Below are 15,906 nucleotides of genomic sequence, written 5' to 3'. Positions count from 1 at the left end.
CACCACCCCACATCCTCCCGATACCAGTCCCCCGGCGACAGAACGAGGTAGAACTCGGCAGGCGGGTGTTGGTGGTAGGGGTAGCGGGTCTCGGGCATCATCAGCGCCAACCCCAAGGTCAAGGTGGAACATTCAAATAACGCTCCAGGGCCGGCGATCATCCCGTGGCGATGGCGCTCCACAAAAGCGCTGTCCTGGTCGGCCCGGGCTTGGCGGTTTATCCAGGTGAGATGAGGCAAGAGCGTGCTCAGCGCAGCCAGTATCGATATCAGGTCATCATCGGTCCTGGGCGCAGCGTCGAGCGCATCGGATAGATGACGCTCCAGATAACCTGGCAGCGCTTTTGAAGTCTGCGCAGTCTTGCTGATATTCCATTCGGCCGTGCTCAGAGACGCGGCATGTGCTGGCGCCTCATCGCAACCGCAGCCCGACAAGACGCTCTGGAGCGAATGCCTGAGCGACTCCCCGCTACGGAGAATGTCCTGGTCCCACGATGGATCTTCAGTGCTGTTTATCATCGTTTTCGATCCCATTTCCCGAGCAACATATCGAACTGGCTTACAGACGGCTCAGTTGTTCCAACAGGTCAACGGGAACACTGATCCCATCATCCTGTGCGGTGAGCGTTGAGTGTTGCCGTTCCCATCCCGGCCTGTGGACGCCCATCTGTGTCAGGCGGCTCAGTTGACTTGAGAGCCGCTGCTCGAATCCCGTCGAAAAGAAATCCGGCGCCAGAAGCAGGATCAACAAGCCACAGCCAGGCGCCTGGTTTCCCTGGTTAAACGCCGGCGCATCCAACGACCAATTGGCCCCCGTGAGCCCCGCCGCTAACACCTCGACCATGAGCATCAGATTGGCCCCACGGTGACCACCGAAAGGCAGCAGCGCACCGCTCAACGCCGCCAAGGCATTACGTGTGCCGTTGCCCTGCTGGTCCACCGCCCAACCGTCAGGGATATCGCTGCCCGTCGAAGCAGCGTGGGCGATATTCACGAATGCCGCGGCACTGCACGCCTGGTCGAACAGCAGCGGGATGCCATCGACTGAAGGCGCGGCAAATGAGAGCGGATTGGTCGAGTAGGTCTTGCCCTTGGCACCAGGAACGGCGACCAGGGCCGGCCCGTTTGCGACCGCCAATGCAATCAGACCGGCCTTGGCAAACCGCAGCGTGTAGTCACCCAATTCACCGCTGGTGAAACTGTTGCACTGGCTCAGCGCGGCCATGCCATTGGCCTGCGCGGCATGGCACAACGAATCGAAACAGCGATCGACACCCAGCTGGGCAATTCCGCCTTGGGCATCGGACTTGAAGATAATCGCGCCAGCGCGAGAGATGCGTGGTTCGGCACGTGGATTGATTCGTCCGGAAGAGAAACCCGGCAAATAATCGGTGAGGTGCCGAAACCCCACGGCCTGGTTACCGCGCGCTTGCGCAGCCACGGTGGCGTGGGCCAATGAGAGGGCAACCGCGGGTGAGCAGCCCTTCGCTTCGCAAAGATGCTTCACCCAGTCGATCGCTTCATCAACGGTATAGCGACGATAAGTTGTGGTCTTCAAGGGTATCGCCTGAATATTCGTTCTATGCATCCGATGCCCTTCACCAAGGGCATCGGACAGCAACATAACTATCGAGAATCGCGTTGATTACTGGGAGGGTGTCGCCGAAGCGGTCTGGCTGCCGAACATCGCCTCGAAGCGAGGCTTGTTGGCGGCGTAGTACTCTGCAACGACCTTGTCTGCCGAGCTGTCACGGGCGCTCGACATCAACTTCTCAAGGTCAGCCTTGGGAATCTTGAAGTTGGCGAAGAACCGGGCAACATCAGGATGCTCGGCGCTGAAACCTTTGCGGGCAACCGCATGGATTTGCTCAGCACCACCGAAAATCTGCTTCGGATCATCCAGGTAGCGCAGCGGCCATTTGGCGAACATCCAGTGGGGACTCCAGGCGTTGATCAACGACCATTTGTCACGCTTGATGTTGCGATCCAGCTCGCTCAGCATTCCAGACTCTGAAGAAGCGACCATCTTGTAACCATCGAGCTTATATTCCTGGATGGCCTTTTCCGTGAGTTTGTATTGGCCGTTACCCACTTCCGAAGTCAGGATCTTGCCGCCGAGTTTCTCCCGCACTTCTGGTTTATTCAGATCCTCGACACTGGCGATCTCGCTGGTCGGAATGGACGTTGGCACGGCCATTCCGATCCGACCTTCATACAGCACGCCGAGGTCTTCGAGCTTGTCCTGGTATTTGTCGTAGAACGCCTTGTGCGTGCTCGGCAGCCAGACCATCGGAATCAGGTCGATATTGCCGTTAGCCAGGGCCTGGAACTGAATGCCGATATCGGCGAGTACCAATTTGACCGGTTGCTTCAAGTGGTCGCGCAATGCCGTATCTGCCAGCTTTACAGCGATTTCCGTATCCGACCAATTCACCCATCCAATACGGATAGGCGTGGGTTCCTCGGCGTGAGCCGCCAAGCTACCGGCGGCCATCGCCAGGCCTGCAAGCCAGCCGATACAAGTTTTACTGGATAACGTAATCATGGTGCATCTCCGCGTACTGTATTAATAGTTATTGGCAGGGCAGCAGAAGCATTAACTTCCCTCATAAAAGCAGAGTGCCATTACACCCTCAAGGGATTTTATGTGATGCATGGATAAGCTTTAGTTATGCGAAAGCCCTTCATGTATTCGGGTCGCTCGGCCCTCCTCCGCCCTTTGGCGGAACTCTATTTGTAATGCGTATTCCCTTAAGGCTGTCGCCAGACCCGTGGCGAGGGAGCTTGCTCCCGCTGGGCTGCGTAGCAGCCCTTTTTGTGAGCGCTTCGCACTCAAGCGGGAGCAAGCTCCCTCGCCACAGGTTCATCGTTTGCATTAAGCACTCACAATGCTTTTTCGAGCGCCGGCAAGGCCTCGAACACATCCGCCACCCACATGTAATCCGCCACCTGGGCAATCGGCGCCTCGGCGTCCTGGTTGATCGCAACAATGACCTTCGAGCCACTCATGCCCGCCAGATGTTGAATGGCGCCGCTGATACCCGCGGCAATGTATAGCTCTGGCGCGACGATTTTCCCCGTCTGCCCGACCTGCAAATCATTGGGGGCAAACCCCGAATCCACCGCGGCACGCGAGGCCCCTACGGCGCCGCCAAGCTTGTCGGCCACACGCTCGATCAAGGCGAAATGTTCCTTGGATTGCATGCCGCGGCCACCGGACACGACGACGCGGGCACTCGACAAATCGGGCCTTTCGCTGGCAGTCAGTTGTTCGCTCACGAAACGCACGTTGCTTGCGCTTTGCCCGCCCTCCACCGCCACCACTGCGCAGCGATGCTCATGGGACAAGGCCTGGGTGAACGCCGAGGCACGAACGGTGAGCAACTTGATCGGATCGAGGGACTGCACCGTGGCGATGGCATTGCCGGCATAAATGGGACGCTGGAAGGTGTCCGCCGAAACGATGTGGGTGACGTCGGACAGCATGCCGACATCCAGGCTGGCCGCGACCCGTGGCAACACATTGCGGCCCATGCTGCTGGCAGCGGCAACGACGTGCGTATACCCCTCGGCCACCAGTGAAGTGATCAGCGGTTGGGCATTTTCAGCCAGGGCGTTTTCGAACATCGCACCTTGTGCGAGCAGCACCCGGTCCAGGCCCTGGGTCAGTGCTGCCTGTTGCGCCACTGCCGATGCGTCCGTCCCGCCCATCACCAACAAATCCGTCTCGGCACCCAGGGCCAGGGCGGCGGTCACGGCGCTCCACGTACCTGCCGTCAGCTCACCTGCACTGTGCTCGGCGATCACCAATGTGCGCATCAAATCACCCCCGCAACGTTTTTCAATTTATCCACCAGCTCGGCCACCGAACTGACGTTTATCCCTGCTTTGCGCACTGCTGGCGGGACAACCCCTAACAATCGAGTGTGTTCCTTCACGCTCGCGCCCAAGGTGTCAGCGGCAATGATTTCCAGCGGTTTTTTCTTGGCTTTCATGATGTTCGGCAACGAGGCGTAGCGCGGTTGGTTCAGGCGCAAGTCGCAGGTCACCACGGCCGGCACGGCGAGGGCGAGCACCTGGCTGCCACCGTCAACCTCACGCTCGACTACCCATTGCCCGTCGACCTGATTGACGGCCGAGGCGTAAGTGGCCTGACCGCTGCCGATCAACTGCGCGACCATTTGCCCGACCTGGTTGTTCTCCTGGTCGATCGCCTGTTTGCCAAACAGGATCAGTTGCGGCTTTTCCTGATCGATCACTTTGCTCAGGTACTTGGCGACGTTGAGCGGCTCGAGTAGCGCACTCGTCTCGACCAGCAGCGCCCGGTCCGCACCGAGTGCCAATGCCGTGCGTAGTTGCTCCTGGGCGGGCGAAGTGCCCACCGAGACCACCACCACTTCGGATACCAGCCCCTTCTCCTTGAGGCGAATCGCCTCTTCCACCGCGATTTCGCAGAACGGATTCAAGGCCATCTTCACGCCATTGAGCTCAACGTCTGAACCGTCGGCTTTCACCCGGACTTTCACATTCGGGTCGATGGCGCGCTTTACCGCAACGAGTACTTTCATGGTTCTTCGCACAGCCCCTTGCACTTTGGATCGATGCGCGATGGCCGGCCGCACGAGCCGGGCCACCCCTGTTTCGACTGGATGGTAATCCTGGTTTTTCCGCCACGCAACGAAAATGTACACTTGTGTCTCAATCGTTGACACACATGAACATTCGACATACCGTTATGTCAAACCAAGCCTGATGTTCTGTTCCCGGAGCGCAACACCATGTCCAGCGATCCTCTGCTGCAGCCCTATAAGATCAAACACCTGACCCTCAAAAACCGAATCATGACCACCTCCCATGAGCCCGCTTATCCCGTCGACGGCATGCCGAAGGATCTGTACCGCGCCTACCACGTCGAACGCGCCAAGGCCGGCGTGGCGCTGACCATGACGGCGGGCTCCGCCGCCGTTTCCCGGGACAGCCCGCCGGTGTTCAACAACGTGCTGGCGTACAAGGACGAAGTGGTCAAATGGATGAAGGACCTGACCGACGAATGCCACGAACACGGCGCGGCGGTGATGATCCAGCTGACTCACCTGGGGCGACGCACGCGCTGGGACAAGGCCGACTGGCTCCCGGTCGTCTCGCCTTCCCATCGTCGCGAAGCGTCCCACCGGGCCTTCCCGAAAAAGATGGAAGAATGGGACATCGACCGGATCATCAAGGATTACGTGGACGCCGCCGAGCGCATGAAGGCCGCCGGTCTTGATGGGTTGGAACTGCAGGCCTACGGGCACCTCATGGATCAGTTCTGGTCGCCACTGACCAACGATCTCGATGGCCCCTACGGTGGTTCGCTGGAAAACCGGATGCGCTTCACTTTTGATGTGTTACGCGGCATTCGCCAGCGTTGTGGCGAGGATTTCCTGCTCGGGGTGCGCTACACCGGCGACGAAGGCCTGCCCGGCGGCTTCGGTGCCAGCGATGGCCTGCAGATCTCCCACATGCTCAAGGACAGTGGGCTGGTGGATTTCCTCAACGTCGTACGCGGGCACATCGATACCGATGCCGGTCTCACCGACGTGATTCCGATCCAGGGCATGCGCAACTCGCCACACCTGGATTTTGCCGGCGAGATTCGTTCGGCCACCGGCTTCCCGACGTTCCATGCGGCCAAGATCCCGGACGTCGCCACGGCGCGACACGCCATCGCCTCCGGCAAGGTGGACATGATCGGCATGACCCGGGCGCACATGACCGACCCGCACATCGTGCGCAAGATCATCGAAAAGCGCGAAGAAGAAATCCGCCCCTGCGTCGGCGCCAACTATTGCCTGGACCGCATCTATCAGGGCGGAGCTGCGTATTGCATCCACAACGCCGCCACTGGCCGCGAAACCACCATGCCCCACGAAATCCCCAAGGCGTCGGTCAAGCGCAAGGTGGTGGTGATCGGCACCGGCCCGGCGGGCCTGGAGGCGGCACGGGTGGCCGGCGAACGTGGCCACGACGTCACGGTGTTCGAAGTGGCGGATCAGCCCGGTGGACAGATCCGTTTGACCGCGCAGAGCGAGCGTCGCCGCGAGATGATCAGCATCATCGACTGGCGCATGGCGCAATGCGAACGGCTGGGAGTGAAGTTCCAGTTCAACACCTGGGCCGAAGCCGAGACCGTCATGGCCGAGGCGCCGGACGTGGTGATCGTCGCTACCGGCGGCTTGCCCCATACCGAGGTGCTCAAGCACGGCAATGAACTGGTGGTGTCGACCTGGGACATCATTTCCGGCGACGTCAAGCCCGGCCAGAACGTGCTGATCTTCGACGACGCCGGCGACCATGCGGCGTTGCAGGCGGCCGAGGTCATCGCCAACAGCGGTGCAAAACTGGAGATCGTCACGCCGGACCGCTCGTTTGCGCCGGAGGTGATGGCGATGAACCTGGTGCCTTACATGCGCAGCCTGCAAGACCTGAACGTCACCTTCACGGTCACCTATCGGGTCGATTCCGTGGAGAAGCGCGACGGTCAGTTGGTGGCCAACTTCGGCAGCGATTATGGCCAGGTGCACAAGCAACGAGTGGTCGATCAGGTGGTGGTCAACCACGGCACCCTGCCCCTGGACGATTTGTACTTCGAACTGCGCCCGCATTCGAGCAATAACGGCGCGGTGGAACAGCACGATCTGATCGCCGGCAAAACCCAGAATATCGTGACCAACCCGCAGGGCCGTTTCCAGCTGTTCCGGATCGGCGACGCGGTGTCGGCGCGTAATACCCACGCGGCCATCTACGATGCGTTGCGACTGGTCAAGGACATCTGAAGTCATGCCCCTGATCCTGGATCAGGGGCCATCTTTTCCTATTCGACACGAGGCTCTTCCATGTCAGCACAGACCTTGAAATCAAGGGCTGCGGTCGCATTCGCGCCCAACGAACCGTTGCGGTTGGTCACCATCGATGTGGCACCGCCCAAGGCCGGTGAAGTCCGGGTTCGCATCATTGCCACTGGCGTTTGCCATACCGACGCTTTCACCCTTTCGGGCAGCGATCCCGAAGGCATTTTCCCCACGGTGCTGGGCCATGAAGGTGGCGGCGTCGTCGAATCCATCGGCGAAGGCGTGACGTCGCTGCAAGTCGGCGACCATGTGATCCCGCTCTACACCGCTGAATGTCGGCAGTGCAAATTCTGCCTATCCGGCAAGACCAACCTCTGCCAGGCCGTCAGGGCCACCCAGGGCAAAGGCTTGATGCCCGATGGCACCTCGCGTTTTTCCTATGAAGGCCAGCCGCTGTTCCATTACATGGGCTGCTCGACTTTTTCCGAATACACGGTGCTGCCGGAAATTTCCCTGGCGAAGATTTCAAAAGACGCGCCGCTGGATCAGGTTTGCCTGCTCGGCTGTGGGGTAACCACGGGGATTGGCGCGGTACTCAACACGGCAAAAGTCGAAGCGGGTGCCAGCGTGGCGATCTTCGGCCTGGGCGGTATCGGCCTGGCCGCGATCATCGGCGCAAAAATGGCCAATGCCGGACGCATCCTGGCCATCGATATCAACCCAGCCAAGCGTGACGTTGCCCTGTCATTGGGCGCAACGGACTTCATCAACCCCAAGGACGATGACCGTCCCATCCAGGACGTCATCGTCGAACTCACCGACGGTGGCGTGGATTACTCCTTCGAATGCGTCGGCAATGTGCAACTGATGCGCGCGGCGCTGGAGTGCTGCCACAAGGGTTGGGGCGAGTCGATCATCATCGGTGTGGCCGGTGCCGGCCAGGAAATCAGTACCCGCCCGTTCCAGCTCGTCACCGGTCGCGTATGGCGCGGCAGCGCCTTCGGCGGCGTGAAGGGCCGCACCGAGCTTCCCAGTTATGTGGAGAAGGCCAGCCGTGGGGAAATTCCGCTGGAAACCTTCATCACCCACAACATGCCCCTGGACAAAATCAACGACGCCTTCGAGTTGATGCACAGCGGGCAAAGCATTCGCACCGTCATTCATTTCTGAGTGCCGGTCGATCGTCCAACTACCCATAGAAAGGAAACCAAGATGTCTGTTTTTACCCATGTCACCGTCGGCACCAACAACCTGGCACAAGCACGTGCGTTTTATGATGCCACCTTGAAAGAGATCGGCCTCAAGCGTGTTGCCGATCTCGCCGATGCCGGCTCCATCTGGGGCGTCGACAAACCGTCGTTCTTTGTACTCAACCCGGCCAATGGTAGTCCGGCGACCATTGGTAACGGTGTTACGGTGAGCTTCGAGGCACCGAGCCGTGCTGCGGTTCTGGCGTTCCATACGGCTGCATTGGCGAACGGCGGCGTATGTGAAGGCCTGCCAGGCCCGCGTGGTTGGGCGGACAATGCCTATGCGGCTTATGCTCGGGATCTGGATGGGAACAAGCTGGCGGTGTATTGCTTCAAGGCTGAATAGGATTTGAGGTTGGCTTGAGGAAAACGGCGCCTTTCGTTTTTTGGAGGAGTGCCGTTTTTTTTGGGTTTTTTTATCTGGGGGTGGAGTGAATATCCGTTGCTGCGGTAACGGCGGCTGGCGGTTCCGCTCTTACAGCGGCTCACTTTTGGAAGAGCCGGGAGCCGGACCAGCCAAAAGTAAGCAAAAGCGCTTTGCCCCACCACTCGGCACCTCGCTTAGGCTCGGTGTGCCTGAACGAAGGCATTGCTCCGTGGGCCCGCCGCGAAGGGCCATCCATGGCCCAGCGCGGCTAACCCGGCATCCATGCCGGGTTGCCCACTGCGCAACACCTTCGTTCAGCCAGCGTGGTTAACGGGGCGCCCCAGATCAAGATCAAAAGCAAGGCGGCCTAACAGCCGACCTGATTCTTGGTGGGATCGCGTTTTTCCTGTGGGAGCGAGCTTGCTCGCGAAGGCGGTGGTTCAGCTACATGGATGTTCGACTTGCTGCCCTCATCGCGAGCAAGCTCGCTCCCACAGGTTTTTTGTGTCGTGTCCAGACGCTGTGAACACCCGAAACCCTTTGTGTTGGGCATGGATGTTGTGTCTGCTGAAGATCGAATGTGGGAGCGAGCCTGCTCGCGATGGCGGTGGTTCAGCTACATGGATGTTCGACTTGCTGCCCTCATCGCGAGCAGGCTCGCTCCCACAGGTTTTTTGTGTCGTGTCCAGACGCTGTGAACACCCGAAACCCTTTGTGGGAGCCAGCTTGCTCGCGATGGCGGTGGTTCAGCTACATGGATGTTCGACTTGCTGCCCTCATCGCGAGCAAGCTCGCTCCCACAGATTTTTTGTGTCGTGTCCAGACGCTGTGAACACCCGAAACCCTTTGTGTTGGGCATGGATGTTGAGTCTGCTGAAGATCGAATGTGGGAGCGAGCCTGCTCGCGATGCGGTGGTGGCCGTTACCCGACCCCGATCGTTCTATCAGGCTTGAAGCCCCGTGCGAGCCACCGCGGCACCTGCCTGCACCGCCCTTCCAATCTGCTCTTCGAAATGCCCTTGGGTCATCGCCTGCAAGGCGGCGGCCGTTACGCCGCGGTAGGCCACCAAGGCGTCGATCATCTGCTGGGCATCACGGTTGGCCAGCAGCTGGCTGCTGTGGACCACGACATTTTTCGCGGCAAGCTGCGCGATATCACCAGGTACGCCGGCCAGCATCGCCTGATTGGCCAGCGCCGTCATCAACAAGGCCGGAAAGGCCGGGCCGGTGCCTGAGAGTGCTGAGAGGTAATCGATGAAGTCTTCTTCCTGGACTTCAGCAGCGGTGCCCACACATTCGAACAAGCGCTGCACAAGGATTTTCGTCGCCGCCGCTACCCCGCCCGAGCAATACCAGGGCGTAAAGGACTGCTCGATTTCCACCGCCGCATTGGGCATCGCCCGTACGACTGCCCAAGCCGTGGTCTGTGTAGCAATAGCTTGTGCCGTGATACCGGCCATCAACGAGATGACGGTTTTGCCCGTCGCATTGATGTTCAAGCTGGCGAACTGCTCGGGGCGAACCGCGATGATCACGACGGCGCTGCGATCCACCAGGTCCTGGTTGTCCGTGACCAGGCTGGCACCTTGTTGGACCAACGGGTGGTCTCCCGAACGATTGGAAATGATCAGGTTTCCCGCCGGCACCAGTCCCTTCGCCAAGATCGCCTTGGCAATCGCGCCGCCCAACCAGCCGGTGCCGCCAATGATCCCTACGATCTCATTGATCATCGCCGTTGCCTTCGAACGTGTCCGTCAACGGAACAAAAACCCCGGGCGCTTTTTCGGCATAGCCGAACTTCCCATAGAAACGATCCAGCTCACGCTGCTTGGGGACTTTGCCGGTGAAGATGCTCACGTAATGAGGGATGCGCTGGAAACGCACGGTGATCGGCTCACTCGTATTCATGGTGATGTAGCCGATTTGAGTCAGATAAATCGTTCGGGCCCGGGTATCAGCCCCCTGGTTGTCATAACCAAAGCGCTTGAACATGCTCGCCAGGGCGTTCATGCGCTGCTCGTCTACCGCAGCGACCTCTTGGGCCACTTCAGCAGACTGCAGCGCCCAGCTGCGCACGGCAAACTCGAACTGCGAGTCGAACAATTGTGGGTTGAGCCAGCACTCGAACACATTCAGGATCGCCTCGGAGATGCTTTCGGCATAGCTTTCACATTGTCGGATCAACCCCCCCGTATTGGTCTCTCGCCAACGCGACAGCAACGCCGCCAGCAGTTGCTCGCGATCCTCGAAGAACCAATAGAAGCTGGTGCGTGACAAGCCCAGGCGCTTGGCCAGCGGCATGACCCGGACCGCATCGATGCCCGATTCCTTCAAGGCCTCGTAGGCCGCTTCCAGCCAACCCTCCGGCGAGCCCCGCCAGCCCGCGTCCTGGGCCTTACTACGTGCCTTCCCTACCTGGGGCATCGTGCACCTCCTTCTTCAAATACGTGATTGAAATGTACCTTGATGACCTTTGAATGTACACCTAAGTACATTTTGTTGACTTGACCGTCCAGAGTGCTTAAAGTCCGACATCATGGAGATGTTGACCACCGTTTCAATCAAACAAGGCCAGCCCTGGCATGAAACAACATGCTCGTAAGGCGCGCCTGATTGATATCTCCGAGAGGCAAGGACTCTAAAACAACAACAACGAGCCGCCATTATGATTTTTTGCTGCATACCTCTGAAAGAACTTCGACATCCGGCCAAAGAATGCCGGACCGACTGCCTTTGTCATACCGTTGATCTGTCATCCACTGCCCAAATTTAGATAACTGCCAAGACCCGTTCCCCGCGCAGGCGCTCTGCGCTGCCCGAACCCTTGGCCCACAGGTATCAACCATTTGAAGCGAGGTCATGGATGCTCCAGCCAGGACAGAACCTAGCGCCCGCCAGGTAATTTGCATCGCCAAGCGATAACAGAACTCCAAGCCCGCCGTGCGATTGGATCAGCCGTACAGTCCTGCGCCCGGGTAGCTGCGTTCGCGAGTCATTTCTTCCATCAGCCGGATTAGTGATATGTGGATTACACAAGAGAAACTTCCCTTGGGCGAAATCATCGCCCGGTATGTCGATTGGTTGACGCAGCACGGCGCAGACGTATTTGACGCTATATCGCTGGCGTTGTCCGGGACCATCACCGCTTTCACTCAGGCCCTCCTCTGGTTCAACCCCCTGGCTTTGATCGCGTTATTTGCGCTCCTGGCTTATTACATCCAACGCAAGGTCAGCCTGACGCTCTTCGTCACCTTCTCATTCCTGCTGATCCTCAACCTGGGCTACTGGCAGGAAACCATGGAAACCCTCGCCCAAGTGACGTTCGCCACACTCGTGTGCGTGATCATCGGCGTACCGCTGGGCATTGTTGCCGCGCACAAGCCGATGTTCTATACCCTGATGCGTCCGGTACTCGATCTGATGCAGACCGTACCGACCTTCGTCTACCTCATCCCTACCCTGACCCTCTTCGGGCTGGGTGTGGTCCCAGGCCTGATCTCCACGGTGGTGTTCGCGATTGCCGCGCCCATCCGCCTGACCTACCTGGGCATCCGCGACGTACCGGACGAACTGATGGACGCCGGCAAAGCCTTCGGCTGCTCCCGTCGCCAGCTCCTGTCGCGTATCGAACTGCCCCATGCGATGCCGAGCATCGCGGCCGGTATCACCCAGTGCATCATGCTGTCGTTGTCGATGGTGGTGATCGCCGCACTGGTGGGCGCCGACGGGCTTGGCAAACCAGTGGTCAACGCCTTGAACACCGCCGATATCTCGATGGGTTTTGAAGCCGGCCTGGCGATCGTGCTGCTGGCCATCATCCTCGACCGAATCTGCAAACAACGTGAAGCCGTGAAAAGAGGTGACGCATGAGCATCATCCGTTTTGAAGACGTCGACGTCATCTTCTCTGCCCGTCCGAAGCCCGCCCTGGATCTACTCGACCAAGGTTTTTCCCGCCCGGAGATTTTTCAAAAAACCGGTTTGATCGTTGGCGTGGAGAAAGCCAACCTGGAGATCAACAAAGGCGAGATATGTGTGCTCATGGGCCTGTCCGGCTCCGGTAAATCCAGCTTGCTGCGCTGCATCAACGGTTTGAACACCGTCAGCCGCGGCAAGCTGTTCGTCGAGCACGAAGGCCGGCAGATCGACATCGCCTCCTGTACCCCCGCTGAACTGAAGATGATGCGCACCCAGCGCATCGCCATGGTGTTCCAGAAGTTCGCCCTGATGCCCTGGCTGACGGTGCGCGAGAACATCAGCTTCGGCCTGGAAATGCAGGGCCGTCCTGAGAAAGAACTCCGCAAGCTGGTGGATGAGAAGCTGGAGCTGGTGGGCCTGACCCAATGGCGCAACAAGAAGCCCGACGAGTTGTCCGGTGGCATGCAGCAACGGGTCGGCCTGGCCCGCGCCCTGGCGATGGACGCCGACATCCTGCTGATGGACGAACCTTTCTCAGCCCTCGACCCACTGATCCGCCAAGGCCTGCAGGATGAGTTGCTCGATCTGCAGCGCAAATTGCACAAGACCATCGTCTTTGTCAGCCATGACCTGGACGAAGCCCTGAAGCTGGGCACGCGCATCGCCATCATGAAAGACGGCAAGATCATCCAGTACAGCAAACCTGAGGAGATCGTGCTGAACCCGGCTGACGACTACGTGCGTAACTTCGTTGCCCACACCAACCCGTTGAATGTGCTGTGTGCGAAAAGCTTGATGACCCCGCTGGACCGGTGCGTTTTCGCCCGCGACGAATATTGCCTGGATACGGCTCAAAACCTGTGGATGGTGGTGAACCCGCAGGGTCATTTGTCCAGCCTTCGAAAAGGCGCCACGGCGGCTCACGTCCAACCCTGGAATCCGACCCAGCCAATCGAGACCCTGGCTCGACAGCCCACTTGCGTACCGTCGACGACTACCATGCGCGACGCCCTGCAGATTCGCTACGAAACGGGCCATCCCCTGATCGTGCAGGACGAGGCCGGTACGGTCCTGGGTATATTGGGCGACGGTGAACTGTATCGGGCACTGCTGGGGCATGACCTGTCACAGCCCGCGCCTTCTGAACCCGCAACAGAATCTTCGGTGGCTTGATTCACCAGGCAGCAACGTCGGAACATACCTATGCAACCCAGCGATATCGATAAAAAGGTCAAGGGCTATCGGCGGTTGATACCGTCGATGACGGCGTTGCTGGAATTCGAAGCCGTGGCGCGATTGGCCAGTTTCACCCTGGCCGCCCAAGAGCTGGGCGTGACCCAGGCAGCGGTCAGCAAGCAAATCCGATTGTTGGAAGATACCCTGGGGACCAAGCTGTTCCATCGGCTTCATCGGGCGATCAAGTTGACTCACGAAGGCTATGTCCTGCATCTGGTCGTCGCGGAGTCCATTCATCGCATGGCCAGTGTCTTCGACAAAATTGCCGAGGGCATTGGTGAGCAGGAGATCACCATCGCCTGCACGGAGGCGTTTTCTCACTTGAGAATACTCCCCCGGTTGATCGCTCTGCGCACCCTGCAACCGAAGTTGAAATTGCGCCTGATGACGCAGCAGGTCTCGCCAAGTTCTTATCGGGATGACGTCGACCTGGCCATCCGTTTTGGCAATGGAAAATGGGAGGATGGCAGTTCGGTTTTCCTTTTCGATGAAGAAGTGTTTCCCGTTTGCTCACCGGCCTGGCTCGCCGCCAACCCGGCACCTTCAGCCATTACCGATTTTCTGGACACCGCACTGATTGACTCCGATTCCACCCTTGAAGGCTGGATGACCTGGAACCGTTGGTGCCGGGAACTGGGCGATATGCGCCCCAAGCTCAATTATTCATTTCGCTGCAGTTCCTACAACGACGCGATCCAGGCGGCGATTCAAGGCCACGGCATTGCACTGGGATGGAGCCGGCTGATCGCGCACCGCCTCAACAGTGGCGAACTGATCAGAATCACGCCCTACGTGGTCAAGCCAAAAGACGCCTATTACCTGGTCATTCCAAGCGGTCGAAAACTTGAGCCCATTACCCAGGCACTGGTCGATTGGCTGCGCGATGACAGCTATCTAACTCACTGATAATCAACAAATTAAAGTCAACTTTCAGGCATAACACAAAGTTATGCGAGCGTGAAAATAAAGCGCGTTGACGGTCTTATCCCACCTTTCCAAACTGTACTCGCCGCCTGATCAATTTGAACGTGAGCGAGACCTATAATGACAATCAATGCCGTGAAGACCCATCGTGAACTGCTGGCCGACCGCACGCCCGGCCATGGCATGCCAGGCGGTTTGTTTGGTCGCCAGGATATTTTTGAAACCGACGTCGATGTGTTCTTCACCAAACATTGGATTCTGGTGGGCGTCACCAGCGATGTTTCCGAACCCGGTGATGTCTCGACCATCGACATTGGCAAATCCTCCATCCTCCTGGTGCGCGACGATGACGAGCATGTGCAGGCGTTTCGCAACGTTTGCCGGCACCGCGGGGCTCGCCTGAAACAGGCCGGCAAGTCGACGGTGGGCATGCTGGTCTGCCCCTACCACCAGTGGAGCTACGACCTGGATGGCAGCCTGAAACACGCGGCACACATGGGCAAGGACTTCGACCCTAAATGCAAAAGCCTGATCCCTGTGCACACCCGGGTGATCGGCACCCATGTCTTTGTCTGCCTGGGCGACGAACCACCAGAAGACATCCTGTACCTTGACCAGGTCATGACACCGCGTTTCGCCCAATACGATATTGCCCACTCAAAGATCGCCTACGAATCGGAAATCATCGAGAACGGCAATTGGAAACTGGTGATCGAGAATAACCGCGAGTGTTATCACTGCGCCGCCACGCACCCGGAATTGACCGCTTCTTTCCTGCCCGAAGATTTCGGTTTCTGCACCGATGGGCTGGGCGAGGATTCACTTCAGGCATTGGCCGAATATCACCGCCGCAATGCCGAGACCAAGGCCAACTGGGAACGCGAAGGCTATATCTGCGATGCCGTCGAACACCTGGGTGAAGACGCCGTGACCCAGTTCCGCTCGCAGCGACTGGCCATTGCCGGCAACGGCGAATCCCAGACCCTGGACACCCGCGTGGCGTGCACCCGGCTGTTCGGCGACCTCACCCGCCGCGACTTGGGCGACGTGCATCTTTGGACGCACAACTCCTGGACCCATGTCATGAGCGATCACGCCGTGGTCTCCTACATCATCCCGCTGGCGCCCGATAAAACCCTGGTGCGCACCAAATGGCTGGTCCATGCCGATGCCATCGAAGGCGTCGACTACCAGGTGGATAAGCTGACCGAAGTCTGGGCGGCGACCAACCTGCAAGACGCCAGCCTCGTCGGCATCACCCACAGCGGCACCCAGGATCCGGCCTACACGCCCGGGCCGTTCTCGGCCTTTACCGAAACCTATGTCGACCAGTTCTCGCGCTGGTACGCGGCGCGTCTGGCCGCACACGGCGTGTGAGGAACG

The 15,906-nt window shown here is 59.0% G+C and carries 14 protein-coding genes; 7 read left to right on the top strand and 7 right to left on the bottom strand.

All coding sequences use genetic code 11. The features are described 5' to 3' along the window. From LQ215_RS12910 to LQ215_RS12890, 5 genes are all read right to left on the bottom strand, one after another. Nucleotides 1-518 (bottom strand): dimethylsulfonioproprionate lyase family protein (locus LQ215_RS12910; RefSeq protein WP_230150291.1); only part of this gene is annotated, 518 nt, incomplete at its 3' end. 40 nt (nucleotides 519-558) lie between these two features. Next, nucleotides 559-1,557, bottom strand: coding sequence for an Ldh family oxidoreductase (locus LQ215_RS12905; RefSeq protein ID WP_356641637.1), 999 nt, complete (start codon nucleotides 1,555-1,557; stop codon nucleotides 559-561). 87 nt (nucleotides 1,558-1,644) lie between these two features. Beyond that, a complete protein-coding gene (locus tag LQ215_RS12900; RefSeq protein WP_230150289.1) occupies nucleotides 1,645-2,544 on the bottom strand; it encodes a glycine betaine ABC transporter substrate-binding protein in 900 nt (299 codons plus the stop codon). Nucleotides 2,545-2,882: 338 nt separating this feature from the next. After that, nucleotides 2,883-3,818, bottom strand: a complete 936-nt coding sequence (locus tag LQ215_RS12895; protein WP_230150287.1) for an electron transfer flavoprotein subunit alpha/FixB family protein — start codon at nucleotides 3,816-3,818, stop codon at nucleotides 2,883-2,885. Further along, the gene (locus tag LQ215_RS12890; RefSeq protein ID WP_230150285.1) at nucleotides 3,818-4,567 is read right to left on the bottom strand and encodes an electron transfer flavoprotein subunit beta/FixA family protein; all 750 of its coding nucleotides are present in this window, start codon (nucleotides 4,565-4,567) and stop codon (nucleotides 3,818-3,820) included. Before LQ215_RS12890 ends, LQ215_RS12895 begins: the two co-directional genes overlap by 1 nt. A 210-nt stretch (nucleotides 4,568-4,777) precedes the next feature. On the opposite strand from LQ215_RS12890, the gene LQ215_RS12885 reads away from it, so the two are divergent. The 3 genes from LQ215_RS12885 to LQ215_RS12875 are packed head-to-tail and all read left to right on the top strand — an operon-like array spanning nucleotide 4,778 to nucleotide 8,425. Next, entirely contained in the window at nucleotides 4,778-6,814 is a 2,037-nt protein-coding gene (locus tag LQ215_RS12885; RefSeq protein WP_230150283.1) for an NADH:flavin oxidoreductase, read from the top strand. A gap of 60 nt (nucleotides 6,815-6,874) precedes the next feature. Then, entirely contained in the window at nucleotides 6,875-7,999 is a 1,125-nt protein-coding gene (locus LQ215_RS12880; protein WP_003203440.1) for an S-(hydroxymethyl)glutathione dehydrogenase/class III alcohol dehydrogenase, read from the top strand. 42 nt (nucleotides 8,000-8,041) lie between these two features. Continuing rightward, nucleotides 8,042-8,425: a VOC family protein gene (locus LQ215_RS12875; RefSeq protein WP_230150281.1), complete on the top strand. Its 384-nt coding sequence runs from the start codon at nucleotides 8,042-8,044 to the stop codon at nucleotides 8,423-8,425. A gap of 965 nt (nucleotides 8,426-9,390) precedes the next feature. On the opposite strand, the gene LQ215_RS12870 is transcribed toward LQ215_RS12875, so the two are convergent. After that, nucleotides 9,391-10,176, bottom strand: coding sequence for a pyrroline-5-carboxylate reductase family protein (locus tag LQ215_RS12870; RefSeq protein WP_230150279.1), 786 nt, complete (start codon nucleotides 10,174-10,176; stop codon nucleotides 9,391-9,393). Continuing rightward, nucleotides 10,166-10,870 (bottom strand): TetR/AcrR family transcriptional regulator, encoded by a 705-nt coding sequence (locus LQ215_RS12865; protein WP_230150277.1) that lies wholly within the window; start codon nucleotides 10,868-10,870, stop codon nucleotides 10,166-10,168. The genes LQ215_RS12870 and LQ215_RS12865 overlap by 11 nt, the downstream gene beginning before the upstream one ends. Before the next feature lie 597 nt (nucleotides 10,871-11,467). Between LQ215_RS12865 and choW the strand changes: the two genes are divergently transcribed. From choW to LQ215_RS12845, 4 genes are all read left to right on the top strand, one after another. Beyond that, nucleotides 11,468-12,316 carry a choline ABC transporter permease subunit gene (gene choW, locus LQ215_RS12860; RefSeq protein ID WP_230150275.1) on the top strand — a complete coding sequence of 283 codons (849 nt, stop codon included), beginning with the start codon at nucleotides 11,468-11,470 and terminating at the stop codon, nucleotides 12,314-12,316. After that, nucleotides 12,313-13,536 carry a choline ABC transporter ATP-binding protein gene (gene choV / locus LQ215_RS12855; RefSeq protein ID WP_230150273.1) on the top strand — a complete coding sequence of 408 codons (1,224 nt, stop codon included), beginning with the start codon at nucleotides 12,313-12,315 and terminating at the stop codon, nucleotides 13,534-13,536. The genes choW and choV overlap by 4 nt, the downstream gene beginning before the upstream one ends. 30 nt (nucleotides 13,537-13,566) lie before the next feature. After that, nucleotides 13,567-14,505 carry a LysR substrate-binding domain-containing protein gene (locus LQ215_RS12850; protein ID WP_230150271.1) on the top strand — a complete coding sequence of 313 codons (939 nt, stop codon included), beginning with the start codon at nucleotides 13,567-13,569 and terminating at the stop codon, nucleotides 14,503-14,505. Between the two features lie 138 nt (nucleotides 14,506-14,643). Further along, nucleotides 14,644-15,900 carry an aromatic ring-hydroxylating oxygenase subunit alpha gene (locus tag LQ215_RS12845; RefSeq protein WP_230150269.1) on the top strand — a complete coding sequence of 419 codons (1,257 nt, stop codon included), beginning with the start codon at nucleotides 14,644-14,646 and terminating at the stop codon, nucleotides 15,898-15,900. The last annotated feature ends 6 nt before the right edge of the window (nucleotides 15,901-15,906 follow it).

The organism is Pseudomonas brassicacearum, assembly GCF_918698105.1.
Classification (GTDB): Bacteria; Pseudomonadota; Gammaproteobacteria; order Pseudomonadales; family Pseudomonadaceae; genus Aquipseudomonas; species Aquipseudomonas brassicacearum_F.
The sequence above is the reverse complement of the archived record's forward strand: the minus strand, read 5'-3'. Positions and strand labels throughout refer to the sequence as shown.